Source organism: Bradyrhizobium sp. CER78 (assembly GCF_029846235.1).
In the GTDB taxonomy this organism is placed as follows: Bacteria; Pseudomonadota; Alphaproteobacteria; order Rhizobiales; family Xanthobacteraceae; genus Bradyrhizobium.
This window is the reverse complement of the sequence record NZ_JARVWP010000016.1, coordinates 21,111-45,657: the sequence shown is the minus strand read 5'-3', so window position 1 is coordinate 45,657 and position 24,547 is coordinate 21,111. Positions and strand designations below refer to the sequence as shown.

The 24,547-nt window shown below is 65.6% G+C and carries 22 protein-coding genes; 8 read left to right on the top strand and 14 right to left on the bottom strand.

The genetic code is table 11. The features are described 5' to 3' along the window. Positions 1–11 precede the first annotated feature (11 nt). The 6 genes from QDT69_RS28230 to QDT69_RS28205 all read right to left on the bottom strand — a co-directional run bounded on the left by QDT69_RS28230 (position 12) and on the right by QDT69_RS28205 (position 8,318). Positions 12–3,179 carry a CusA/CzcA family heavy metal efflux RND transporter gene (locus QDT69_RS28230; protein WP_279709736.1) on the bottom strand — a complete coding sequence of 1,056 codons (3,168 nt, stop codon included), beginning with the start codon at positions 3,177–3,179 and terminating at the stop codon, positions 12–14. Beyond that, complete coding sequence (locus QDT69_RS28225; RefSeq protein WP_279709735.1) at positions 3,176–4,639, bottom strand: efflux RND transporter periplasmic adaptor subunit; 1,464 nt, start codon at positions 4,637–4,639, stop codon at positions 3,176–3,178. Before QDT69_RS28225 ends, QDT69_RS28230 begins: the two co-directional genes overlap by 4 nt. Beyond that, positions 4,636–5,037, bottom strand: coding sequence for a FixH family protein (locus tag QDT69_RS28220; protein ID WP_279709734.1), 402 nt, complete (start codon positions 5,035–5,037; stop codon positions 4,636–4,638). Before QDT69_RS28220 ends, QDT69_RS28225 begins: the two co-directional genes overlap by 4 nt. 102 nt (positions 5,038–5,139) lie before the next feature. Continuing rightward, on the bottom strand, positions 5,140–5,598 hold the full coding sequence (locus tag QDT69_RS28215) for a hypothetical protein (RefSeq protein ID WP_279709733.1): 459 nt from the start codon (positions 5,596–5,598) through the stop codon (positions 5,140–5,142). A gap of 77 nt (positions 5,599–5,675) precedes the next feature. Then, on the bottom strand, positions 5,676–7,853 hold the full coding sequence (locus tag QDT69_RS28210) for a xanthine dehydrogenase family protein molybdopterin-binding subunit (protein ID WP_279709732.1): 2,178 nt from the start codon (positions 7,851–7,853) through the stop codon (positions 5,676–5,678). A 3-nt stretch (positions 7,854–7,856) separates the two neighbouring features. Continuing rightward, the gene (locus QDT69_RS28205) at positions 7,857–8,318 is read right to left on the bottom strand and encodes a 2Fe-2S iron-sulfur cluster-binding protein (protein ID WP_279709731.1); all 462 of its coding nucleotides are present in this window, start codon (positions 8,316–8,318) and stop codon (positions 7,857–7,859) included. A 198-nt stretch (positions 8,319–8,516) separates the two neighbouring features. Between QDT69_RS28205 and QDT69_RS28200 the strand changes: the two genes are divergently transcribed. Further along, on the top strand, positions 8,517–9,380 hold the full coding sequence (locus QDT69_RS28200; RefSeq protein WP_279709730.1) for a LysR substrate-binding domain-containing protein: 864 nt from the start codon (positions 8,517–8,519) through the stop codon (positions 9,378–9,380). Positions 9,381–9,705: 325 nt separating this feature from the next. Here the strand turns inward: QDT69_RS28200 and QDT69_RS28195 are convergent, their stop codons facing one another. Beyond that, complete coding sequence (locus QDT69_RS28195; RefSeq protein ID WP_279709729.1) at positions 9,706–11,310, bottom strand: peptidase S10; 1,605 nt, start codon at positions 11,308–11,310, stop codon at positions 9,706–9,708. A gap of 254 nt (positions 11,311–11,564) precedes the next feature. On the opposite strand from QDT69_RS28195, the gene QDT69_RS28190 reads away from it, so the two are divergent. The 3 genes from QDT69_RS28190 (at position 11,565) to QDT69_RS28180 (ending at position 13,584) form a co-directional block, all read left to right on the top strand. Continuing rightward, the gene (locus QDT69_RS28190) at positions 11,565–12,344 is read left to right on the top strand and encodes an NAD kinase (protein WP_050425637.1); all 780 of its coding nucleotides are present in this window, start codon (positions 11,565–11,567) and stop codon (positions 12,342–12,344) included. 106 nt (positions 12,345–12,450) lie between these two features. Next, positions 12,451–12,996: a response regulator gene (locus QDT69_RS28185; RefSeq protein ID WP_279709728.1), complete on the top strand. Its 546-nt coding sequence runs from the start codon at positions 12,451–12,453 to the stop codon at positions 12,994–12,996. A gap of 9 nt (positions 12,997–13,005) precedes the next feature. Next, a complete protein-coding gene (locus QDT69_RS28180; RefSeq protein ID WP_279709727.1) occupies positions 13,006–13,584 on the top strand; it encodes an Hpt domain-containing protein in 579 nt (192 codons plus the stop codon). 57 nt (positions 13,585–13,641) lie between these two features. On the opposite strand, the gene QDT69_RS28175 is transcribed toward QDT69_RS28180, so the two are convergent. The 4 genes from QDT69_RS28175 to folE form a co-directional block, all read right to left on the bottom strand. Beyond that, positions 13,642–14,823, bottom strand: coding sequence for a DUF2336 domain-containing protein (locus tag QDT69_RS28175; protein ID WP_279709726.1), 1,182 nt, complete (start codon positions 14,821–14,823; stop codon positions 13,642–13,644). Positions 14,824–14,987: 164 nt separating this feature from the next. After that, positions 14,988–15,992 carry a transglycosylase SLT domain-containing protein gene (locus QDT69_RS28170; protein ID WP_279709725.1) on the bottom strand — a complete coding sequence of 335 codons (1,005 nt, stop codon included), beginning with the start codon at positions 15,990–15,992 and terminating at the stop codon, positions 14,988–14,990. Positions 15,993–16,095: 103 nt separating this feature from the next. After that, the gene (hisI, locus tag QDT69_RS28165; RefSeq protein ID WP_279709724.1) at positions 16,096–16,524 is read right to left on the bottom strand and encodes a phosphoribosyl-AMP cyclohydrolase; all 429 of its coding nucleotides are present in this window, start codon (positions 16,522–16,524) and stop codon (positions 16,096–16,098) included. Positions 16,525–16,552: 28 nt separating this feature from the next. Further along, on the bottom strand, positions 16,553–17,233 hold the full coding sequence (gene folE, locus QDT69_RS28160) for a GTP cyclohydrolase I FolE (RefSeq protein WP_050425647.1): 681 nt from the start codon (positions 17,231–17,233) through the stop codon (positions 16,553–16,555). 238 nt (positions 17,234–17,471) lie between these two features. Here folE and QDT69_RS28155 point away from each other — a divergent pair, with 238 nt between their 5' ends. Continuing rightward, positions 17,472–17,918: an iron-sulfur cluster assembly scaffold protein gene (locus tag QDT69_RS28155; protein WP_279709723.1), complete on the top strand. Its 447-nt coding sequence runs from the start codon at positions 17,472–17,474 to the stop codon at positions 17,916–17,918. A gap of 26 nt (positions 17,919–17,944) precedes the next feature. Here QDT69_RS28155 and QDT69_RS28150 read toward each other — a convergent pair whose 3' ends face one another. After that, complete coding sequence (locus QDT69_RS28150) at positions 17,945–18,862, bottom strand: hypothetical protein (RefSeq protein WP_279709722.1); 918 nt, start codon at positions 18,860–18,862, stop codon at positions 17,945–17,947. Positions 18,863–19,144: 282 nt separating this feature from the next. On the opposite strand from QDT69_RS28150, the gene yidD reads away from it, so the two are divergent. Both yidD and QDT69_RS28140 read left to right on the top strand, forming a co-directional pair. After that, positions 19,145–19,456, top strand: coding sequence for a membrane protein insertion efficiency factor YidD (gene yidD / locus QDT69_RS28145; protein ID WP_279709721.1), 312 nt, complete (start codon positions 19,145–19,147; stop codon positions 19,454–19,456). A 113-nt stretch (positions 19,457–19,569) separates the two neighbouring features. Continuing rightward, entirely contained in the window at positions 19,570–19,737 is a 168-nt protein-coding gene (locus tag QDT69_RS28140; RefSeq protein WP_279709720.1) for a hypothetical protein, read from the top strand. Between the two features lie 9 nt (positions 19,738–19,746). Here QDT69_RS28140 and QDT69_RS28135 read toward each other — a convergent pair whose 3' ends face one another. Further along, a complete protein-coding gene (locus tag QDT69_RS28135; RefSeq protein ID WP_279709876.1) occupies positions 19,747–20,883 on the bottom strand; it encodes an MFS transporter in 1,137 nt (378 codons plus the stop codon). 106 nt (positions 20,884–20,989) lie between these two features. Beyond that, on the bottom strand, positions 20,990–22,270 hold the full coding sequence (locus tag QDT69_RS28130; protein ID WP_279709719.1) for an ATP-dependent Clp protease proteolytic subunit: 1,281 nt from the start codon (positions 22,268–22,270) through the stop codon (positions 20,990–20,992). 227 nt (positions 22,271–22,497) lie between these two features. Here QDT69_RS28130 and thrS point away from each other — a divergent pair, with 227 nt between their 5' ends. Continuing rightward, complete coding sequence (gene thrS / locus QDT69_RS28125) at positions 22,498–24,546, top strand: threonine--tRNA ligase (RefSeq protein ID WP_279709718.1); 2,049 nt, start codon at positions 22,498–22,500, stop codon at positions 24,544–24,546. The last annotated feature ends 1 nt before the right edge of the window (position 24,547 follow it).

Genomic DNA, 24,547 nt, shown 5'->3' with positions numbered 1-24,547 from the left:
CGTTGTCCCGGTCACAGCTGCGGCTGCTGGCGCGCGGCGGTTGCGCCGATCTCTCGTTCCGGCGCCTTCGCCCTGATCTCGATTCCCTTCACGATGGCGAAGATCGCGGGGATCACGATCAGCGTCAGCAAGGTCGAGGAGATCATGCCGCCGATCATCGGCACTGCGATGCGCTGCATGATCTCGGAGCCGGTGCCGGTGCTCCATAGGATCGGCAGCAGGCCGGCCATGATCGCGACCACCGTCATCATCTTCGGCCGGACGCGCTCGACTGCGCCCTCGATGATCGCGCGATGCAAATCGTCGCGGCCGACCGTCCGCCGTTCGGCGGCACAGCGCGCTTTCGCCTCGTCTAACGCGTGGTTGAGATAGATCAGCATCACGACGCCGGTCTCGGCGGCGACGCCGGCCAATGCGATGAAGCCGACCGCGACCGCAACCGACAGGTTGAAGCCCAGCGCCCACATCAGCCAGAGCCCGCCGACCAGCGCGAACGGCAGCGACAGCATCACGATCATGGTCTCCGCCACCGAGCGGAAGTTGAGGTAGAGCAACAGGAAGATGATCGAGAGCGTCACCGGCACCACGATCCTGAGCCGCGCGGCGGCGCGCTCGAGATATTCGTATTGGCCGCTCCAGACCAGGTAAGTGCCCGGCGGAAACGACACGCTCGCCTGCACCGCGCGCTGCGCATCCGCGACGTAGCCGCCGAGATCGCGCTCGCGGATGTCGACATAGATGTAGGTAGCAAGCTGCCCGTTCTCGGTCCGGATCGAGCTCGGTCCGCGCGCCGGCACGACATTGGCGACCTCGCCGAGCGGCACCGCGCCGCCGGCCGGCATCGCCACCAGGATGTCGCTGGCGATCGCGCTGGGATTGTCGCGCAAATCGCGCGGATAGCGCATGTTGACGGTGAATCGCTGCCGCCCCTCCACCGTCGTGGTCACGCTCTGGCCGCCGAGCGCGGTGGCGATCGTGTCCTGCACGTCCTGCACCGCGATACCATAACGCGCCAGCGCCTCGCGGTTCGGCGTGATCTCGAGATAATAGCCGCCGAGACTGCGTTCGGCATAGGCCGACGAAGTCCCCTGCACGGTCCTGAGCACCTGCTCGACCTGGCGCGCGAGCTTGTCGATCACGGCGAGATCCGGGCCGATCACCTTGACGCCAACAGGCGTGCGGATGCCGGTCGAGAGCATGTCGATGCGCGCCTTGATCGGCATCGTCCAGGCGTTGGAGACGCCGGGGAATTGCAGGGCCTTGTCCATCTCGGCGATCAGGCCGTCGAGGCTGACGCCCTTGCGCCATTCCTGCTTCGGCTTGAGGTTGACGACGGTCTCGAACATCTCCGACGGCGCCGGATCGGTCGCGGTCGCGGCACGGCCGGCTTTGCCATAGACCGAGGCGACCTCCGGAAAGCTCTTGATGATGCGGTTCTGGGTCTGCATCAGTTCGGATGCCTTGGTCACCGAGATGCCCGGCAACGTGGTCGGCATATAGAGCAGCGTGCCCTCGTTGAGATCAGGCATGAACTCGGTGCCGAGCTGCCGCGCCGGCCAGACCGTCACGGCGAGCGCACCGAGCGCCAGCAGGATCACCAGCGTTTTGGCTCGGAGCACGCCGTTGATGACCGGACGGTAGATCCAGATCAGCAATCGATTGATCGGGTTCTTGTGTTCGGGAACGATCTTGCCGCGCACGAAGATCACCATCAGCGCCGGCACCAGTGTCACCGACAGCAGCGCGGCCGCCGCCATCGCAAACGTCTTGGTGAAGGCGAGCGGCGAGAACAGCCGACCCTCCTGCGATTCCAGCGTGAAGATCGGCATGAACGATACGGTGATGATCAGCAGGCTGAAGAACAGCGCCGGCCCAACCTCCGATGCTGCCTCGATCAGGATCGCGATACGCGACTGGCCGGGCTTGGCGCGCTCCAGATGCTTGTGCGCGTTCTCGATCATCACGATCGCCGCATCGATCATGGCGCCGATCGCAATCGCGATCCCGCCGAGGCTCATGATGTTGGAGCCGATCCCGAAAAACTTCATCGCGCCGAACGCCATCAGCACGCCGACCGGCAGCATCAGGATCGCGACCAGCGCGCTGCGCACATGCAGCAGGAACACGATGCAAACCAGCGCGACCACGACGCTTTCCTCGAACAGCGTGCGCTTCAGCGTCGCGACCGCCGCATAGATCAGATTGGAGCGGTCATAGACCGGCACGATCTCGACCGATTTCGGCAGGCTGGTCGCGATCTCCCTGAACCGCTTCTTGACGTTCTCGATCACGTCGAGCGCATTCATGCCGAAGCGCTGCAGCACGATGCCGCTTGCCACCTCGCCCTCGCCGTTCAGCTCGGCGATGCCGCGCCGCTCGTCGGGGCCGAGCTCGACGCGGGCGACGTCGCGCAACAACACCGGCGTGCCGTTGTCGGTCTTCAGCACGACATTGCCGAGGTCGTTGACATCCCTGAGATAGCCCTTGCCGCGGATGACATATTCGAACTCGGAGAGCTCGACGGTGCGGCCGCCGACATCGGCATTGCTGGCGCGGATCGCGTCGCGCATCCGCTGCATGGTGATGCCGCGGTCGCGCATCCGCTGCGGATCGAGGATCACGTTGTACTGCTTGACGAAGCCGCCGACGCTCGCGACCTCGGCGACGCCTTCGGCCTTGGCCAGCGCGAACTTCAGATTCCAGTCCTGGATCGTTCTGGTGTCGGCGAGATTGAGCTGCTTCGACATCACGGCATATTGGTAGACCCAGCCGACGCCGGTCGCGTCGGGACCGATCGTCGGCGACACGCCGGCCGGCAGCCGCGACGCCGCGCTGTTGAGGAATTCGAGCACGCGGGAGCGCGCCCAGTAGATGTCGGTGCCGTCCTCGAAGATGACATAGACGAAGGACACGCCGAAGAACGAGAAGCCACGCACGACCTTCGATTTCGGCACCGTCAGCATCGCCGTGGTCAGGGGATACGTGACCTGGTCCTCGATCACCTGCGGCGCTTGCCCCGGATATTCGGTGTAGACGATGACTTGGGTGTCCGAGAGATCGGGGATCGCATCCAGCGGCAAATGCAGCAACGCATAGAGGCCTGCGGCCGCCGCGAAGCCGGTGCCGAACAGCACCAGCAGCAGATTGCGCGCCGACCAGGCGATGACGCGGGCAATCATGGCTTGCCTCCATCCATCATCTCGCTTCCGCCCGCCGCCTGCTTCTCGCCCGCCTCGGCAAAGCCCTTGATCGCGGCCTTCAGATTGCTCTCGGCATCGATCAGGAAAGTGGCTGAGGTGACGACCGCATCACCCTCGGCGATCCCATCGCGGATCTCGACATAGCCTTCGCCGTGCCGTCCGAGCTTGACCTCGCGCGGCTCGAACCGTCCGTTGCCCCGGTCGAGCAGCACGGTCTGCCGGCTGCCGGTGTCGAGGATGGAGTTGTCGGCCACTGACAGCACCGGCGCCGCACTGCCGGTGTCGATCTCGGCGTCGACATACATGTCGGGCAGCAGCGCAAGATCGGCATTCGCCAGGTCGATCCGCACCCGCGCGGTGCGCGTTTCCTTGTTGACCTGCGGATAGATCACGCTGATCTGTCCTGCGAAATTGCGGCCGGGATAGCTGCGCGCCCGCACCGTGACCGTCTGCCCGACCACGATGTTGCCGAGATCGCGTTCGGCGACATCGACCAGCGCCCACACCACGGAGACGTCGGCGATCCGGAACAGCACGTCGCCCGGCTGCGCGCGCATGCCCTCGATCGCGGCCCGCTGCAGCACAATGCCGTCGCGCGGCGACGACCACGGAATGGCGATCGGAACGGTGCGGCTCTTCTCCATGTCGACGATGACGGCCTCGGGGACGTCGAGATTGGTCAGCCGCTGCTTGGAGCCTCGCCCGTAGGGTTCGATGCCTGCGATCGCCTTCGACGTGATGGTCGCGACATATTCGGCCGCGGCGGACGATATCGCCGGGCTATAGACCTCCATCAGCGGCTGACCTTTTGTCACCCGGCTGCCGGTCGTGACGTCGGCGACCTTCTGCACATAGCTCTCGGCGCGCATCGCGATGACGGAAACGCGGCGTTCGTCGAGCTGGATCGTGCCGGGCGCGCGGACCAGGGTGCGGATGCGGCGCATCTGCGCGGCTTCGGACTTCACGCCGCTGCGCTGGATCTTGCCGGGTGACAGCGTGATCGAACCGTCGTCGCTGTCGTCGCCGTCATAGACGGGAATGTAATCCATCCCCATCGAGTCCTTCTTCGGCACCGGCGAGGTGTCGGCAAGCCCCATCGGGTTGCGATAATATTTGACCTTGCGCTCGCTGTTCGCAGGCGCGGACCTCGCATTCGCCGGCGGTTCGGGCTCGCCGGATTGCGCATCGCCCTCCGGGAACACCGGCAGATAGTCGCGCCCGTCGGGCGTCTGCTTCGGCGTCGCCGAGTAGAGCGGCTTGCCGTCAGGATCGCGGTAATAGATCGGCGCAGCGCTCTCCGCCGCCCGCGCGGCGGAGACGATGGCAGCGGACACCGGCCGCGTCGGCAGGCCGCGGGCGGTCCATGCGACGCCTGCCGCTGCCGCGATCGCAGCAGCAGTGCCAGCCCATATCAAGGGCCTCGTTGCTCGGCGGCTCATTGCTCGGCCGTGACGACGAGCTTGTTCTCGACCGAGCCGGTCTCGCCCTGCACCTTGGCGCCGAGCGACAATTGCCAGCGGCCGGCCATGCCGAAGGTCGCCTTGAACCGGTAGGTCCCTGGCTCGGTACCCGGCATCGGCGTCACCTTGGTGGCCATCTCCTGCATGCCGTCCGGCGCCATGTTGAGCCGGGTCGAGAAGATGATCGCGTCGGAGACGGGTTTTCCGGTGCTCTTGTCGACCAGCCGCACCGTGACGATACGATCGGCGCCTGCCTTGACGGTTGGCTGCACCAGCTGGAACTCGTAGTTCTTGATCTCGGCATGGGCGGGCACATGGGTCAGGGCAACGCCGATCAACGCGGCCACAGCGGCGCGCGCGAGGTGGAAAGACTTCATGGGTATGATTCCTCGATACGTCTGATGAACCGCGTGAGCGGCATGCAGCGACACACGCGCTATCGGGCGCACGCGTCAGCGATCAGGCGCTTTCAGCGCCTGTCAGACGTTGGTTCGAGGCGGATGATCCGGAGGCTTGGCGCCAAGCCCGTCGAGCAGGCGGTCGTCGCCCGCCGCAAAGGCGTTTTGCGACGGCTGGCGCGTGATCAGCGACATCGCGCCGCCGGGCGCCGGCAGCGAGACGCTGAGCATGCACAGCGCAAGGAACGGACAATCGTCGCACCCCTTGCTCTTGGTCTGGTCCGGACAGCACGGCATGTTGTCCGCCATCGCCTGCCCCGACATGGCTTCGCCGGGCATGGCCATGTCGGACATCGTTTTGTCGGACATCGCGTGGCCGGACATCGCGTGGTCCGACATAGCCTGATGGTCAGACATTGCCTTCGTGGCGGCCGATGCATCCGGCATCATCCGGGCAAACGCCGGCGCCACGGGCGCGAGCAACAGCCCGGCCGCGACGAACAGCAGAATCCAGAGATTGACGAGCCGCCTCACATGCATGCCCGCTTGTCGCACGGATCAGCGGAACCTGCAAATCCGTGCGACTTCACGATCGCGCCAGTGGCGCGGCTGCCGCCTCACGCCTGCTTCAAAATCGCCGGATCGACCGGCATCTTGCGCAACCGCTTACCGGTCGCCGCGAAGATCGCGTTGCTGATCGCCGGCACGATTCCCGATGTCCCGGTCTCGCCCATCCCGCCGGGCGGCTCGGTGCTCGGTACGATATGGACCTCGATCGCCGGGGACTGATCGATGCGCAGCATCTGGTAGGTGTCGAAATTGGTCTGCTCGACGCGACCGTCCTTCAGCGTGATCTCGCCATAGAGCGCGGCGGTGACGCCGAAATTGATGCCGCTCTGCAGCTGCGCCTGCACCGTGTCGGGATTGACCACGGTGCCGCAGTCCATCGCGCAGACGACGCGGTGGACACGCACCGAGCCGTCCTTGGCGACCTCGACCTCGGCAATCTGCGCAAGGTAGCTGCCGAATACGAACTGCAGCGACACGCCGCGTCCGCGTCCCGCAGGCAGCTTGCCACCCCAGCCCGCCTTGGCCGCCGCGAGTTCCAGTGCCGCCTTGGCGCGCGGCGACTTGCCGAGCAACGCCTTGCGATACTCGACCGGATCCTGTTTGGCGGCCGCCGCCATCTCGTCGATCATGCTTTCGGTGACGAACACATTGTGCGAGGGCCCGACGCTGCGCCAGAACGCGGTCGGAATGCCTGGTGGTTCGACCCGGACATATTCGACGTGGAAGTTTGGAATGTCGTAGACGAGATCGATCGCGCCCTCGGTGGTGTCGCCGTCGAGACCGTTGCGGAACGCCGGCGGCGCCCAGCGCGCGATGACCGACGAACCGGCAAAGCGATTATTCCAGGCGACCGGCTTGCCCGACGCATCGAGTCCGACCGAGATCCGATCGAACCAGTACGGACGGTACATATCGTGCTGGATGTCCTCCTCGCGGGTCCACACCACCTTGAGGGGAGCGTCGACCTGCTTGGCGATCTGCACGGCGCGAACGACGCCGTCGACCTCGAGCCTGCGGCCAAAGCCGCCGCCGAGCAGGTGATTGTGCACCACCACCTTCTCCGGCGGCAGGTTCAGCATCTTCGCGGCCACCGCCTGCACACGCGAGAGCGCCTGATTGCCGACCCAGATCTCGCAGCCATCGGGGCGCACATGCACGGTGCAGTTCATCGGCTCCATCGTCGCATGGGCGAGGAACGGCAGTTGATAGGTCGCCTCGACCTTCGTCGCTGCGCCCGCCATTGCCTTGTCGGCGTCGCCGACGTTCTGCGCGACGGCGCCCGGCTTCGTGGTGGCGGCTTCGAGCTCGCGCGCGATATCGGCCGTGGCGAGCTTGGCGTGCGGCCCCTCGTCCCACTCGATCGTGAGCGCCGCGAGGCCTTTCTTGGCTGCTCCCATGTGATCGGCCACCACGGCGACTGCGTCATCGAGCGTCACGATCTGGCGCACGCCCTTGACGGCCTTTGCCGCCGCATCATCCACGCGCTTGACCCGCCCGCCGAACACCGGCGACTGCGCCAGCGTCGCGACCCTCACTCCGGGCGGCCGCGCGTCGATGCCATAGACCGCGGTGCCGTTGACCTTGGACGGCGTATCGAGCCGCTTGGCCGGCGTGCCGATCAGCTTGAACTCGGCCGGGCTCTTCAGCGTCACATTCTCCGGAACCGGGATCTGCGCCGCGTCGGCCGCCAGTTCGCCGTAACCCAGCTTGCGTCCCGAGGCCGCGTGATGCACCTCGCCGCTCTCGGCGCGGCACGACGCCGGCTCGACGTTCCAGCGCTTCGCCGCGGCAGCGACCAGCATCGCCTTCGCAGTGGCGCCGGCCTTCCGCATCGGCTGCCAGGCGCCGCGCATCGCGTTCGAATTGCCGGTGGCCTGCACGCCAAGCAGCGGGTTGGCGTAGAGCTTGTCGCTCGGCGGCGCGTGTTCGAGCTGCACCTGGTTCAGGCCGATCTCGAGCTCCTCGGCGATCAGCATCGGGATCGAGGTGTAGGTGCCCTGCCCCATCTCGACATAGGGCATGGTCAGCACCACCTTGCCGTCGGCACCGATCCTGATGAAGGCATTCGGCGCAAAATCAGCGGAAACCGCGGCCTCGCTCTCGCTTCTCGCGAACGGCAGGCTCACGCTGAGCAGCAGGCCGCCGCCGGCGATCGCGCTGGAGCGGAGGAAGTTGCGCCGCGACAGATCGGCGGCGCGCTCAGTCAGATTGTCGATCAGCGTCATGGCTCAACCTCCCGACTGCGCGGCTTGCTTGATGGCGTCGCGAATGCGGACATAGGTGCCGCAGCGGCAGATGTTGCCCGACATCGCCTCGTCGATATCGGCATCGGTCGGCTTCGGCTTGCTGGCGAGCAGCGCGGAAGCCGACATGATCTGCCCGGACTGGCAGTAGCCGCATTGCGGCACCTCGTGCGTGAGCCAGGCGTCCTGGATCTTCTTGCCGGCCGGCGTCTTGCCGACGGCCTCGATGGTCGTGATCTTGGAATCGCCGATGCTGTCGATCGTCGTGATGCAGGAGCGCACCGCGGTGTCATCGAGATGCACCGTGCAGGCACCGCACAGCGCCATGCCGCAGCCGAACTTGGTGCCGGTCATGCCCAGCACATCGCGCAGCAGCCACAGCAGCGGCGTATCGCCGTCGGCATCGACCGAATGACTGGTCCCATTGATCGTGATCTGGAAAGGCATCTGACACTCCTGTCCTGGTTCGAGCCTCGCGCGGATCGGCCCCTCCGGGCGCGATCCGCCACATTCCAAAGCAATCGCGTGCATTCTCGCGCCAATTGCTCACTTATGGTAATAAATAGAACTGCCACGGCCTAGAAGCGCCGGTTCGATCCACAGTGAAATAACCATTGGTTTATAATTATGGACCGACTGACCAGCATGTCAGTGTTCGCCCGCGTCGCCGATCTCGGCTCATTCACCGCGGCGGCCAAGGAGCTGCGGATGTCGCCGACCATGATCGGCAAGCATATCCGTTTTCTCGAGGACCGGCTCGGCTCACAATTGATCAACCGCTCCACGCGCCGGCAGGGCCTCACCGAGCTCGGCCGCAGCTATCTCGATCACTGCAAGCACCTGCTGGTCGAGGCCGAGGCCGGCGACGCGCTGGTCGAGGAAGCCTTGAGCGCACCGCGCGGCAAACTCCGCGTGGCGACCTCGGTCGCGTTCGGGTCGTACAGCCTGGCGCCGGCGCTGGTCCGCTTCAGGAAGAGATATCCTGAGGTCTCGGTCGACCTCGTCCTCAGTGACAAGATGGCCGACCTGCTCGAGGAAGGGCTGGATGCCGCGATCCGGGTCGGCACGCTGACCGACTCCAGCATGATGTCGCGCTCGCTGTCGCCCTACACCGGCGTGGTTTGCGCCGCGCCGAGCTATCTCGCCGAACGCGGCACGCCGATCCATCCAAGGGATCTCGTCCATCATGATTGCCTGCGCTATCCCGGCTGGTCGGATGCGCGGCGATGGAGCTTCTTCGGGCCGGAGGGCGAAGTGCATGTCGATGTCGAGAGCCGCCTCACCATCAACAACGCGTTCGGCATCCGCTATGCAGCCCTCGCCGGCGCCGGCATCGTGCTGATGCGCGACGAGCTGCTCGCCGACGATATCGCCGCGGGCCGGCTGCGGGTGCTGCTGCCGAACTACACGACGCAGGCCCGCGCACGCCAGATCCTGTGGCCGAGGAACCGCAAGATGACCCCGAAGCTTCGCGCCTTGATCGACTTCATCGTGGAGACGTATGGGTGAGGCAAATTGTCCCGATGGGCAACTCAGCTCGGGCAGATGTGTCGCGAGAGACGCGAGGCCGCGTCCTCTCCACATCTGTCATCGCCCGGCTCGACCGGGCGATCCGGTACGCCGCGGCCTCTCGGCTCAAGCATTGCTGCCTCTGGAATACTGGATCACCCGCACGCGCGGGTGATGACACCGAACAAGCTGTGTGACAGTTGGATCAGCTCTCACCCCGTCATTGCGAGGAGCGAAGCGGCGAAGCAATCCATAGCTCCGCACATGCTGAGCCATGGATTGCTTCGCTCCGCTAGCAATGACGATGCGGCACCGGCCGCACCCCTCACTTCACCAGCGCCTCGACTTCTTTGCGGAAGGCCTGGCGCGAGCCGTCACGGGAGTAGAACATGTGGCCGCCGGGATAGACCGCAAGCTTGGTGCGGCTTGGACCGGCGAAGGCCGGCAGCTGGTCGAGGATGATCCTGGAGGCGAAATACGGCGTTGCGAGATCGAACAGGCCGTGGCCGACCAGGAGCCTCATCTTCGGATCGAGCGCCAGCATCTGGCGCAGCTGCGTCACTGACTCTGCCGGATTGATGCCGTGACCGAACTCCCAGGCCTTGTTCACGGTCTCGCTGAGCAGATGATACGAGCCGTCCGGCCGCCAGTTCAGCCTGCGCGTGGTGAGATCGACGGCGGCGCTGGTCAAGGGCGCCATCAGGGGATCGCCGGAGGGATCGTTGAAGCGGAAGTAGCTGGAGTCCGGATAGGGATCGAAGCCTTCGATCGAGGCATCGTAGCGGCCGGTCACCTTGCCGTTCTTGCGATCGAACTCGCGGCGGAATTCGCCGATGTCGAAACGGCCGGCGAGCCTGCGGCTCACCGCCTGATCGATGCCGGTCAGGCTTGCGACCTTGTCGGCGAGCCGCGTGGTAGCCTCAGTGTCGGCCTGCCCCTTGACGAGATCGAGCAGGAAATCGCCGCGCGCATAGCTCTCGACGTCGGCGAGATCCTCGCGGGTCACCGGACCCTTGGCCTGTCGCGCGACCGCCGCCATGGTCGGCAGGCTCGCGACATATTGCAGGATGCTCGAGCCGGCATAGTCGCGGAAATCGAGCACCGGCGAGATCAGCACGAGGCCGCGTACGCCGACGCCCTGCTGCATTTGCAGATTGCGCACCACCTTCGGCCCGCGGATGCCGCCATAGCTTTCGCCGACGACATATTTCGGCGACGTCAGCCGGTCGTATTTCTCCAGCCAGCGCCGGATCACCAGCGCGACCGAATTGGCATCGCCGTCGACGGTGAAGAAGCGCTTGCGCGCATCCTCAGACGTCGTGACGAAACGGCTGTAGCCGGTGCCGACCGGATCGATGAAGACCAGATCGGTAAAATCGAGCCAAGTGTCGGCATTCGCCTGCAGCTCGGGCGAGGCCGAGGACACCGCGCCGTCGCCGTCGAACGGCAGCCGCCACGGCCCGACATTGCCGAATTGCAGCCAGGCCGACGCGGACCCCGGCCCGCCATTGAACAGGAACGTCACCGGACGGTTCGCCTTCTCGGCGCCGTCGAGCTGGTAGGAGGTGTAGGCGATGTCGGCGAGCGGCTCGCCCTTGTCGTCGAACACGCGGATCGAGCCCGCGGTCGCGCTGAAATTCAACGTGCGGCCCGGCAGCGCCACCGACTGCTTTGTGGTGGAGTCCGGCGGCAGACGGTGCTGCTCGGCGGTCGCCGCATTGGCCGCGGCATTGGCGCCGGAGCCCGCCTCGCCGCGGCCTCCCCGGCCCTTTTGGCCGCTTGGGGTCTGACCGCCTGGATTCTGACCGTTTGGGGCCTGCGCGCTCGGCGACGGCGATGGCTGCGGAGCCTCGTCCTCGGCCCGCGCCGCGGTTACAAGGCAGGCGACCAGCAGCGCTGCCGCGAGCCGTGTCGCAAAACTGTTAGCCATGCCGTTCACTCCCTGGGCCGACGTTTACGCATATCAAAGCGTTTTCGAGCGAAGTGGATACCGGTTCGCGTGAAGAAAACGCGTCAAAATCAAAATCTAGAGCCCGAGTCGTCAGAACCGGGCTCCGCGCCATAAACTACGATAGCCTGGCGGCACCGGTGTGGCGTGCGGTCCGTTCCCGGACCATCTCGACAAGGCCGCCCGGGATGTATAGACGAGCGCGGCGTAATCCGGGCCAAAAGAGTTCGTGAGCGATGGCTAGCCCCAAGCGGTATGACAAGATCGCCTTCGTCGCCAGCGCGAGTGCGGAAGCGCAGACGGCGCTCGAGCAGCTGACTGCGATGTACGGCAACCATTCGGCCGCCGACGCCGACGTCGTGGTTGCGCTCGGCGGCGACGGATTGATGTTGCAGACGCTGCACGCCAACATGCGCAGCGGCAAGCCGATCTACGGCATGCATCGCGGCACCGTCGGCTTCCTGATGAACGAATATTCGACGCACGATCTGCGCACGCGGCTTGCGGCGTCGCGGGAGTCGCTGATCAATCCGCTCCTGATGCGCGCGACCGACATCCACGGCGCCGTGCACCTGCATCACGCCATCAACGAGGTCGCGCTGTTCCGGCAGACCTATCAGGTCGCCAAGCTGCGCATCCTGATCGACGAGCACGAGCGGATGCCCGAACTGATGGCCGACGGCATCCTGGTGGCGACGCCGGCCGGATCGACCGCCTACAACCTCTCGGCCCAGGGCCCGATCCTGCCGATCAACGCGGCGCTGCTGGCGCTGACCCCGATCAGCGCGTTCCGGCCGCGGCGCTGGCGCGGCGCGCTGCTGCCGAATTCCGCCTTCGTGGTGATCGAGGTGATCGAGGGCGAGAAGCGCCCGGTCGCGGCGGTCGCCGACCATGACGAGGTCCGCGACGTCCGCCGCGTCGAGGTGCTCTCTGACAAGACGATTGCGATGCGGATGCTGTTCGACCCCGGCCATTCGCTGGAGGAGCGCATCCTGCGCGAGCAGTTCGGCTACTGACGGCCGCGTTCGCCCCTGCCCGGCAACCAATCATTAACCCGGGCGGGATATGGTTAACGTCGGGTAATACCGCGTTTGGCCCGGTATGCCCGTTCGGGACCGGACCATGTATCGCATCGATTTCAACAAGCTGCGATTTTTAATTTGCGACGACAATCCGCACATGCGCCGCATCCTGCGCACGCTGCTGCATTCGTTCGGCGCGCGCGAAGTCTATGAGGCCGAGGACGGCGCCACCGCGCTCGAGATGTATACGCACTATGTGCCCGACATCGTCATCACCGACTGGTCGATGCCGATCTTCGACGGGCTCGAGCTCGCGCAGATGATCCGGCAGCCGGAATCCAAGGGCAACCCCTACGCGCCGATCATCATGCTGACCGGGCATTCCGAGAAGCGCCGCGTCACGGTGGCACGCGATGCCGGCGTCACCGAATTCCTGGCCAAGCCGATCTCGGCCAAGGGGCTGTACCAGCGGATCATGAACGTGGTCGCCAATCCGCGCCCGTTCATCAAGACCAAGACCTATTTCGGCCCCGACCGCCGCCGCAACACCACCAACACCTATATCGGCCCCGAACGCCGCGGCAGCGGCGAGGTCGAGGTGCTGCAACAGCCGTCGCTGCTCGAAAAGGCGCGCTCGTCTATTTAGGATATCGCCATGGCGAAAGACAAACCCGGAACGATCGAGGTCAAGAGCTTCGGCACGCATCATGTGATCACGCAGCCGAACCCGCTGCGCAAGATGCTGCTGCGGGTCCCCGAGAGCGACCTCGACGATCCGGTCGGCCGCGCGGAAAAGGCGCTCGCCGGACTGTCGAGCGAGTTCAAGGAATGGATGACGATCGAGGCCGACCGCCTCTCCGCCGCGCACGCCACCGCGCTGCGCGAGGGCTTCAACGACAAGACCCGCGAGGAGCTGTTCCGCGCCGCGCACGACATCAAGGGCGATGCCGCAACATTCGGCTATCCGTCGGCCGCCGCAGCCGCCGAGAGCCTGTGCCGCATCATCGAGCACGCGCCCGACCTCGCCGCCGTGCCTGCCCAGCTGATCGCCCACCACATCAACGCCGTGCAGGCAATCGTGCGCAACCGCACCAAGCTCGACACCGCGGTCGTCGCCGGCGTGCTGAGCAAGCAGCTCCGCGGCATCGCCGATGAATTCCTGACCCACGCCAATCGCGACCGCCCCGAGCATCTCGAGGCCATCCTCGCGCCGAGCATCGTGCCGGGCGAATAGCGCCGCGGCGCAAGGCCGCGGCTTCAATCATCGTCAAATCGGAAGGAAACGCGGCCGTCAGGCCGCGATGAGATCGTCGTCGTAGGGCAGCACCGCGACCGCGTCTTCGGCGGCGAGCTCCTCGCAGAACATGCGCGCATCCTCGCGGGCCGATTCGGTCGCAAAGCGACGCAGCAGGATCAAGAGCGGCTCGGCCGCCGAACGGTCAGTCTCGCAATGGGTCAGCACCCGCTCGACCATGCGGCGATGCAGCCGCGCCGCACCGTCGCCGCTGTCGACGTAGCCGACCTCGTGGCTGGCCTCGAGCGCGACGCGGAACGCCGCATAGGTCGATTCCGGCAGGCCGGCGCGCCGCAGCAGCGCCTGCAGGCCGTTGCCGCCGCGGTCGTTCAACAGCGCGGAGACGCGGCCATAGGGCAGTCCGGACAATTCGGCCAGCGCAGCGCCGAACAGATCGAGATTGCCCGACAGCAGCGCGCGCAGGATCAGCCCGGCAGTCAGTTGCCCGGTGGCGCGCAGATGCGTGATCAGGTTCTGCATGTCGTCGCCGAGAGCGCGCGCGGCGATGTTCACTGTGGAGCGCTCCTTCGCCTCGCCGGCGATGCGGTCGGCGCGATCGGCGCCGAGCCAGTTTCGCGCCACGACGAATTGCGCCAGCGTGTCGGAGAGCTTTGCGACCAGCGCCAGCCGCGTCGCCGACGGCAGGTCATCCAGCGCCAGCATCGATTCCCTGATAGCCGCGAGATGGCCGTGGCGCTCGACGATGCGGTCCCAGGAGAATGGCGCAAGCCCGGCATAGGGATTCTCGATCAGCTCGAGCGCGGCCGCGGCCGAGCCGACCTCGGCGATCGCCGCAGCGACGGAGGCCGGAAGGTTGACGCGGCGCGCGATCGCGCACTGCATCTCGTCGGAGCCGGTCGCGACGATGTCGACGAGATCGGCATCGATCAGGAGCGGTGAATGCTCCAGCACGGGCAGCGCGATCGCCGGCTGATCGGCCGACAGCGCCTGCACGATCGCAGCCGGCGCCTCCGTGCTGTGTGCGAACACCTCGGCCATCGCCTGTCGCACCAGCGGCGACGGGTCGTCGAGCAGCATCAGCAGCGCGCCTTCGGCTGCGATGCGGTCGTCCTCGGTGAGATCTGAAATGAGCCAGGCTCGGGCCAACGCCCGCGTCGCCTCTGCCCGCTCGCCTGCCGGAGCGGTCCTAATCCAACTAATGAACTGCCGAACGATCATGGTCCTTCCGGCTTACGCAACGAAACGGCATCGACTTACGATACCAACTACAAGGAAAAATAAACCATGACGCTTAACAAAGGGTTCACCATAAACATTTGGGATTATTGACGTTTCGTTAAGACGGCACTGGCGCGCGGCTTCGCGCGCGCAGCAAGGCAGCACTAGCCGTTGCTGTAGGTGCCGTTCGGATCGCTGAACAGATCAAGCCGGCCGGGCGCACGGACCTTCGGCGTCGCCGACGTGGTCAGCGCGGAGGAATTGCCCCACAGCTCCTGCACGGCAGGTGAAATCGGCTCGGAACGTTCGCCGCCCTGGTAGAGCGAGCGGAAGGCCGGCGCCGGCTGCGCCGATGCGACGGTCGAGGTCGCACCGGCTGATGAGGCCGCACCGGCATTCGGGAAGGTCGAGAGATACGACGCGGTGTCCATCGACACCGCTTGCGTCGGCGCGGCGCTGGCGATCGCGTAAGGGCTCATGGTGTCGCCGCCCGCCGCGGCATAGGCGGTGCGCGTGTCCTTGGAATTCGCAGCCGCGGCATAGCGCGTGGTCAACACCGAATAGACCTGGCTGACGCTGCGCGCGCTGCCCGACTTGTCGTAGAAAATCGACTGGTTCGCCGCGGCCGCCTTCGGAAACATCGCGGCCGCGCTGGCGCTCGGGCTGTCCTCGGCGCTCGAGATCAGCTTGCCGGCGCCGCCAACGCCCATGAAATGCGCCATGTACAGCTCGGCGTCGGTCGGGCGACGGCCGAGCGTGCCGGTGAGCTTGAAGCTGTTGGACTGCGTCAGCACTGCCGCCATCGACGACGCCGCATCGGGATCGTCGCGCAGCTTCATCACCGCGCTCCGTGCGGAGGGATCGCTGACCGAATAGCTGCCGTCGGAATTCTTGGTGATGGCATCGGCATACTGGCCGTAGCCGAGCTGGCTCCCCGCTTCCTTGACGGTGCCGAGCCAGGTCTGGTCGATGAATTGATAAAGTCCATGCGCCGACGAGGTGGTCGCGCCGGCCCGCGGATTGAAATTGGATTCCATCTTCGCGGTGGTGAGCAGATATTCGAAGCTGGTGCCGGTGGTCGCGGCCGCCTGCTTGATCGAGCTCGCGACCTTCAGGCGCGAAGGATCGACACCCGCCGAAGCCGTCGCAGTGAAGAGGTCGACCACCATTGATCCGGTGCCTTGCCGGGCGCCGGCAATCGGCACCCATGTCCTGTCAACCTGCCGTAATTATGGTTAACGGCACGTTAAGGCCCGACACGCGCGGATGCCGCTATTTGCGATAGACCTGCGCCGGATCGAATATCCGCTCGGCGTCGACGAATGACAGGCTGATGTCACCGCCCTCGCCCTTCACCGCGCGATAGAAGCAGGAGCGCCGTCCGGTGTGGCAGGCCGCGCCGATCTGCTCGACCTTGATCCACACCGCGTCCTGATCGCAATCCATCCGGATCTCGACCACGCGCTGGGTCTGGCCCGAGCTCTCGCCCTTGCGCCACAGCGCATTGCGCGAGCGGCTGAAGTACCAGCCCTCGCCGGTCGCGATCGTCTTGCGCAGGGCTTCGTCGTTCATGTGCGCGACCATCAGCACGTCGCCGGTCGCGACATCGGTCGCGACGCAGGTCACAAGACCTGCCGCGTCGAATTTGGGCTGGAAGTCCAGCCCCTCTTCGCGGTCGTGATCGTGGGTCGATGCGGACACGGAAAACCTCGCTCGGGAAAATGCGAGGTTACCGGTTCGGTCCTCGCACCAGGGACAGGAAACGCTGCTGCTCCGCCGGATTGTCGCGGAACATGCCGGTGAAGCGGCTGGTGAAGGTCGACGCACCATGCTTGGCGACGCCGCGCACCGACATGCAGGTATGCTCCGCCTCGATCAGCACGGCAACGCCGCGGGGCTTCAGTACCTCGTCGATCGCGGCTGCAACCTGCGCGGTGAGATGCTCCTGGGTCTGCAGGCGACGGGCGAAGATGTCGGTCAGCCGCGCCAGCTTGGAGAGGCCGACGACGCGCTCCACCGGCGTGTAGGCAATATGCGCCTTGCCGTAGAACGGCATCATATGATGCTCGCACTGCGAGGTGAATTCGATGTCGCGGACCAGGACGAAATCGTCGTAGCCTGCGGTCTCGCCGAAGGTGCGGTTCAGCACTTCGGCCGGGCACTGATGGTAGCCCTGATAGAGCTCGTCATAGGCTTCGACGACGCGGCGCGGCGTGTCGAGGAGGCCCTCGCGGCCGGTGTTCTCGCCGATATAGGCGAGCAGGGTCTTCACGGCGTCCTCGGCCTCGGCCCGCGACGGGCGCGGCTGGTCGGCACGGACGGCCGCCGCCAAGAATTCTGAAGGGTCGAGCTCGCCTGGCTTCGCGTCGGCCGGCTTGTTCGGGCGAATCGGTTTGATCAAGGCGTCCATGTCTTCTCCGTTCGACCGGCCCTGGCACTGCCCTCGGGCCGGATGTGTCACCGGGCAGACGGGGCGGGCTGTCGAACCGCCGGGCGCCTGAGTCCCCTTTTGTAGCACCACAACGGCGGATGTGGTCCGCGGTGGCCGCATGGCCGGGCTATGTTTCCGGCGCTGCGGTCCATATATAGGACGGTGAATCCCAGCCGCCAAGAGCGCCCGGCACGGCCGGAACCAGGCATCTGTCCCCATGCTGAACGACATTTACAACAAGCGGATCATCGAGTTGGCCGGCAATATTCCGCGCCTCGGACGGCTGTCCGACCCGGACGCCAGCGCCACCGCGCACTCCAAACTGTGCGGTTCGACCGTCAAGGTCGACCTCAAGATGGACGGCCCCGTGGTGACGGACTTCGCCCATGACGTGAAGGCCTGCGCGCTCGGCCAAGCCTCCTCCTCGATCATGGCAAGCCATGTGGTGGGGTCGACCGCAGAGGAGCTGCGCGGCTTGCGCGAGACGGTCCGCAAGATGCTGAAGGAAAATGGCCAGCCCCCGCAGGGCGGCAAATGGGCCGACATCGCGCTGCTCGAGCCGGTGCGCGACTACAAGGCCCGTCATGCCTCGACGCTCTTGACGTTCGATGCGGTGGTCGATGCGATCGGCCAGATCGAGGCCAAGGCAAAGCAGCCGGCGTAAGCCTGACTGCCGGCGCAAGCCCTCTCCTACTGAGCCGGCTGGACCGGCGGCGGCGCGGCGCTGGCGCCGACCGGAACGGCGGCCTCGGCGGTCTTGGTCGCCTTCGCGGCCTGCGGCTGCACCTCACCCTCCATGGCGGTGCTCACGAAGCGATCGTTGTTCTTCGGCTTCGCCTCGGCCATGGGAATTGAATTGTCCTGCCGCGGCAGCACGTCGGCGACGGCATCCGTGGTGACGAGATTGCTCAGCCGCAATTCGGCCGCCGACAATTCGTGCAGGTCTTCCCACGGCGGCACGCTGAGTGCGAGCGACAGCAGCTCGCCGGCACCGCCCATATCGAAGGTGTACTTGGCGAGACGGCCGATGTCGCGCTCGACGATCATCAGGTCCTGCGCGGTGTAGCTGGCGGCCTTGGCATCGTCGGCGCGGTCGCCCATCCAGATCTGATGCACGCGGACGTGGGCCGCCGGCGGCACATAGCGCGTCTTGCCCGACAGCAGCAGGAATACGCACATCGACTCGCAATAGGCGTCCGGCAGCACGCTCGCGCGGTCGCCCTGCGCGGCGTGGCCGACGACGCTGGTGCCGACCGTGGTCAGCGCGCCGAGACCGCGGAAGCGGCGGCCGAGCGCGATTGCGTCGTTGACCGAGCCGCCGCTGGAGTCGAGCACGATGGTGGCGCCGTTGAGCTGGCGGCTGCGCGCGAACTCGTCGAACTCCTTGGGACTATCGGCCGTGATGATGCCGACCGCGGACACCCAGCCGCGGCAATTCGGCTGACAGGCGATCCAGCTGAACTTCATCGGCAGCTTGCGCTCTTCGAGGGTCGAGCTGGCCTGCGCGGAACTCCCCGTCGTCGTGACGGTTCCGGAAATCGCAAAGCAAACGGCAACGGCGCCGGTGAGCACCCAACTGCGCAACGAGAGCGACCTGACGAGCCTCAATTTGGTTCCTTCCCCAAAGCCCTTGGTGACGCGAGCGGTGGCAATGGCCCCATGGCAATGCGCCACGATTCTGTCATCGGCGCGTTATGGGAACGGTAGCCTTGCTGACCTGGACCGTCCATAGGACCCTTGCTGCACCGCGACCAGCGCCGTGCGATAATAGCGAACTGTGGCGTAAATATCTGCAACAGAACAGTTCCTTGGCTTGGAACCCCCGCAAGACTACGTACATACTTGCGTATGCCGTCGACCGATCATTCAACGCCACACCATTCACGATGCATGGAGTGTGCCACCACCGCACGCCGCTTGCCGCGGAACTTCGGCCGCGCCTTGATCTGGATCTACCGGCACACGCTGTCGCCGCTGGTCGGCTACAACTGCCGCCATCTGCCGACCTGCTCGGTCTATGGCGATGAAGCGATCGAGCGCTTCGGGTTGTGGGCCGGCGGGTGGATGACGCTGGCGCGGCTGCTGCGCTGCCAGCCGTGGGGCACCTCCGGGATCGACAATGTGCCGCCGGTCAAACCGCCGGGCGCGCATTGGTACGTGCCGTGGCGCTACGGCCGCTGGCGCGGCGTCAACGACAACTGATCGATTTCCGCAGCGCTCCCAAGCCCGGCGCGCATTGCTACCGGGCGGAACTGTGGCGATAGTTGGCGCATTGTTTCAGTGCCCCCTTATTGTTCCTTGGGGAGGAAACAACAATGCGCTGGAAACTCAGCCACAACGGTCACGATCCCCGGCAGATCGATTTGCTGGCCGTCCTTGCCTTGCTCGTCGTGATCGTCGCCGCCTACGGCTACTTCACTCACAACGCGACCCAGCCGAGCACGACGGCGTTCATCGTGCCGAGCCAGAGCGTGAATTGGTGACGCGCAAGCTCACTCGGCCGCGGCTGTGCTCGCGGCCTGCCGCGGCCGCGTGATGACCACCACTACGAGCGCCGCCGCAACGAAAGCGGTGGCCACATAGCCCGCGCTAAGCAGCCATTCGCGCGCGAACAGCAATCCGCCGATCGCCGAGCCGATGGCCTGGCCGATATACAGCACCGAGGTGTTGAGCGAGACCGATGCCGATGCAAGCGCCGGCGCCGCGCCGACCAGACGCACCTGCTGCATCGAATTGGTCGATGCAAAGCCGAGGCCCCACACCGCCACCGAAGCCGCCATCAAGGCATAGGCGCCGGCGCTCAGCGCCCAGCCGGCGACGCCGGCGAGCAACATCGCGGTGAACAGCACCGACGTCTTCCAGGCGCCCCAGGAATCCACGATGCGGGTTGCGATCGCGATGCCGACGAACCCGAAGATGCCGTAGAGCGCGAACACGATGCCGACCGCGTCCGCGTTCGCGCCGGTCAACTTGGCGAGCAGCGGCCCCATGAAGGTGAACACCACGAACTGCCCGGACATCTGCAGCGTCGTGATCGACAGCAGCAGGATGACGGTCGGGTTGCGGCCGAGATCGGCCCAGGTCCGCAGATCAACCGGCGCGCCATGCAATCCGCCGGGCAGCCGCCACCACAGCAGAACGCAGCTCACGAGCCCGGTCAGCGCGATCGCACCATAGGTCACGCGAAAACCGTAACGGCTTGCGATGAAGGTGATCAGCGGCAGCCCGATCGCAGCGGCGAGCGACCAGCCGAGGAAGATATAGGCGATCGTGCTGCCGCGCTTTTCCACCGGCACGATCAGCGCCGCGGTGCCGGCAGCCTGCGGCGTGTAGAGCACGCCGACCGCGAGCATCACGAGGCGGATGATCAAGAGACTGTCGTAGTCCGGCGCAAAGGCCGATGCCGCGTTGGTCAGCGTCAGCACCAGCAGCGTCGCCGTCAGCAAGGCTCGCCGTTCGAACCGGCTGGTCAGCCACGCCGTCACCGGCGAGCCCACGCAGAGCACGATCGCGCCGAAGGTGATCAGGAGGCCAGCGGTGTGGATCGTGACGCCGAGCCCGCTCGACAGCTCCGCCAGCATGCCGGCAGGCGCCAGCACCGAACAACCGGTGACGATGTTGCCGAGCATCAATGCGGTGGGAGCGAAGCGTTTCACGCCGCGTTGATAGCAGACCCCGATTTCAATGCAACTGCATCTAAATGCATGGCACGTGATCGATTTGCGCCACTTGTGCTCATGGCGACGGCGATGCCACCGGCGCCGCGCTGACGCTCGGTGTGGCGGCCGCCGGCCACGGGCTTGCGGGCTTCGGACCTGCGGTCGCAGCGGGACATGACGCCAGAAGCTGCGTCCATCCCTGCTCCAGCCCGGTCGTGTCGATATCGAATGTCGCGACGCCGGGCCTCGTGGGATCCGGCTTGCCGTCGGACGACAGCGCGCTTTCGCCGATCTGCAGATGCGGGACCGCGGTCATCGCCTTGACGATGTCTGCGGTCACCGGATCGCTCCAGACCTCGTATTTGCCGAACCGCGCCGGCAACCTGCCGAATGCGATCGCCTTGGTGACGCCCGCCATCATCACCACCGTGCTCTTGCCGGCGGCGCCCTCGTCGAACTCGCGCACGAACATCAGGCGCCCGCGATCCTTGCTCTCGCAGAACAGCCGCCACTCCATCATGCGGAACGAGCTGCCGTCGCCTTTCTTCTGCTGCACGATCTTGCGGACATAGGGCCGCGTTTCCTTCTCTACCGCCCACAGCGTGTCCGGCAACGGCCGCGTGTCGATTCCGAATCGATAGAGCTCCGGACGCGTCAACACGTGCAGGTTCTCGAACTTCACGGTCCGGATCAGGTCGCTGAGCTCACGGCTGATTCCCATCGCGGCGAGGAACACGTTGCGGTCGCGATCGGCGCTCACCATCTCGCGCCGCCTGAAGTCCGCGACGACCTGCGGCGGCGGATGGCCGTGGACCACGAACATCAGCCTGGAGTTATGCACCGCGAGCACCGAGTCCGGCGCGACTTCACGGTCGGTTGCGCCCAGGAACAGATAGGCGCAGGCCGAGACGCACATCGCGTTGCGCGTGGCGAGTTCGGCCTCGACCTCCCCCTTCGCAGCCTTGATCTTCAGGCAGGCGGCGTCGATCTGCGGCCCCGTGGAACAGGCCGGCACGCTGGTACGGCCGACCCGCGCGGTCGCCTTGCGTGCGCGCAGGAACCGCGCGATCGCATAGGACTGCTCGACATTGCCGCCCGGCGAATGAAGATAGATCGGAAGCTGCGGGTCCTTGACGGCAAGCAGGAAACTGCGAACCCGCGCCGCCGCATCCCGATCGATCTCGCCTTCGATCGCGATCCAGCGATCGCAACCGGCGCCGCAGGCATTCGCCGGTCCCTTGGCGAGATAGATGGTCAGCTTTTTTGCGAATCCGACCTTCTCGACCGGTGCTTCTTCCGCCCGCAACACGCCGGGGATCAGAAGCAACGCCACGAAAAGCAGGAGACGGGAAAACATGAACCTTGCGGGGCGCGCGATGTCGGGGAATGGGCATTTGACGTTAGACGATGATCGCCAGCGTCGCAACGATCACAGCCGTCAGGCGCTGGCGAGCTTCCCTCGATTTGGTGCGGCCGGAGGCCCAATTTCTTGATATTGCCGGATTGCAGGCGTCAAATCCCCTGCTATACCGCTGCTTTCCGCTTACCTGCGCTCGTTCGCAGGAGTGAGCTACAGGAGACATCATGGCCGACACGCCGCCCAAATCCGAATCCGGATTCCAGTACAGCCTCTCGAACCTCAAACCCGCAGAACCCGTGAACAAGATCGCCCTCACCTTCCCTGATGGAGCGAGGCGCGATTTCCCGAAAGGGACCACCGGCCTCGACATCGCCCGCGGCATTTCGCCCTCGCTCGCCAAGCGCACCGTCGCGATGGCACTCGACGGCACGCTCGCCGACCTCAACGATCCCATCGAAGCCGACGCCAAGATCGAGTTGATCGGCCGCGAAGACCCACGCGCGCTGGAACTGATCCGGCACGATGCCGCGCATGTGCTCGCCGAAGCTGTGCAATCGCTGTGGCCGGGCACCCAGGTCACGATCGGCCCGGTGATCGAGAACGGCTTCTACTACGACTTCTTCCGCAACGAGCCGTTCACCCCGGAAGATTTTGCCGCGATCGAGAAGCGGATGCGCGAGATCATCGCGCGCGACAAGCCCTTCACGAAAGAGGTTTGGGATCGCGAAAAGACCAAACAGGTGTTCCGCGACAAGGGCGAGGCCTTCAAGGTCGAGCTGGTCGACGCCATTCCCGGCAACGAGCCGATCAAGATCTATTTCCAGGGCGACTGGTTCGATCTCTGCCGCGGCCCGCACATGACCTCGACCGGCAAGGTCGGCAACGCCTTCAAGCTGATGAAGGTGGCCGGCGCCTACTGGCGCGGCGATTCCAACAATCCGATGCTGACCCGCATCTACGGCACGGCGTTCGCCAAGCAGGACGACCTCGACGCTTACCTCAAGCAGATCGAGGAAGCCGAGAAGCGCGACCACCGCAAGCTCGGCCGCGAGCTCGACCTGTTCCATTTCCAGGAGGAAGGCCCCGGCGTGGTGTTCTGGCACCCCAAGGGCTGGACCATCTTCCAGCAGTTGATCGCCTATATGCGGCGCCGGCTGCTCGGCGACTACAACGAGGTCAATGCTCCGCAGATCCTCGACAAGGTGCTGTGGGAGACCTCGGGTCACTGGGACTGGTACCGCGAGAACATGTTCGCGGCGCAATCCGCCGGCGACGAGGCCGAGGACAAGCGCTGGTTCGCGCTGAAGCCGATGAACTGCCCGGGCCATGTGCAGATCTTCAAGCACGGGCTGAAGAGCTACCGCGACCTGCCCTTGCGGCTCGCCGAGTTCGGCGTCGTGCATCGCTACGAGCCGTCAGGCGCGATGCACGGCCTGATGCGCGTGCGCGGCTTCACCCAGGACGACGCCCATGTGTTCTGCACCGAACAGCAGCTCGCCGAGGAGTGTCTCAAGATCAACGACCTGATCCTGTCAACCTATGCCGATTTCGGCTTCGACGGCGAGCTCACGGTGAAACTCTCGACGCGGCCGGAGAAACGGGTCGGCACCGACGAGATGTGGGATCACGCCGAGCGCGTGATGGCGACCGTGCTGTCCGAGATCAAGGCCAAGGGCAGCAACCGGATCCGCACCGAGATCAATCCGGGCGAAGGCGCGTTCTACGGGCCGAAGTTCGAATACGTGCTGCGCGACGCCATCGGCCGCGACTGGCAGTGCGGCACGACCCAGGTCGACTTCAACCTGCCGGAACGGTTCGGCGCCTTCTACATCGATCACGACGGCTCGAAGAAGGCGCCGGTCATGGTGCATCGCGCGATCTGCGGTTCGATGGAGCGCTTCATCGGCATCCTGATCGAGCACTATGCCGGCAACTTCCCGCTCTGGCTGGCGCCGACGCAGCTCGTGGTCACGACCATCACCTCCGAAGGCGACGAGTATGCCAAGGTGGTGGCGGCCGCGGCGCGCCGCGCTGGCCTGCGCGTCGAGATCGATCTGCGCAACGAGAAGATCAACTACAAGGTCCGCGAGCACTCGCTGGCCAAGATCCCGGCCCTGCTCGTCGTCGGCAAGAAGGAAGCCGAGACCCATTCGGTCTCGGTCCGCCGCCTCGGCAGTGAGCGCCAGACCGTGATGCCGACCGACGAGGCGATCGCCGCACTGGTCGATGAGGCGACGCCGCCGGACGTGAAGCAGGCGCGATCCGTCGCCTGAT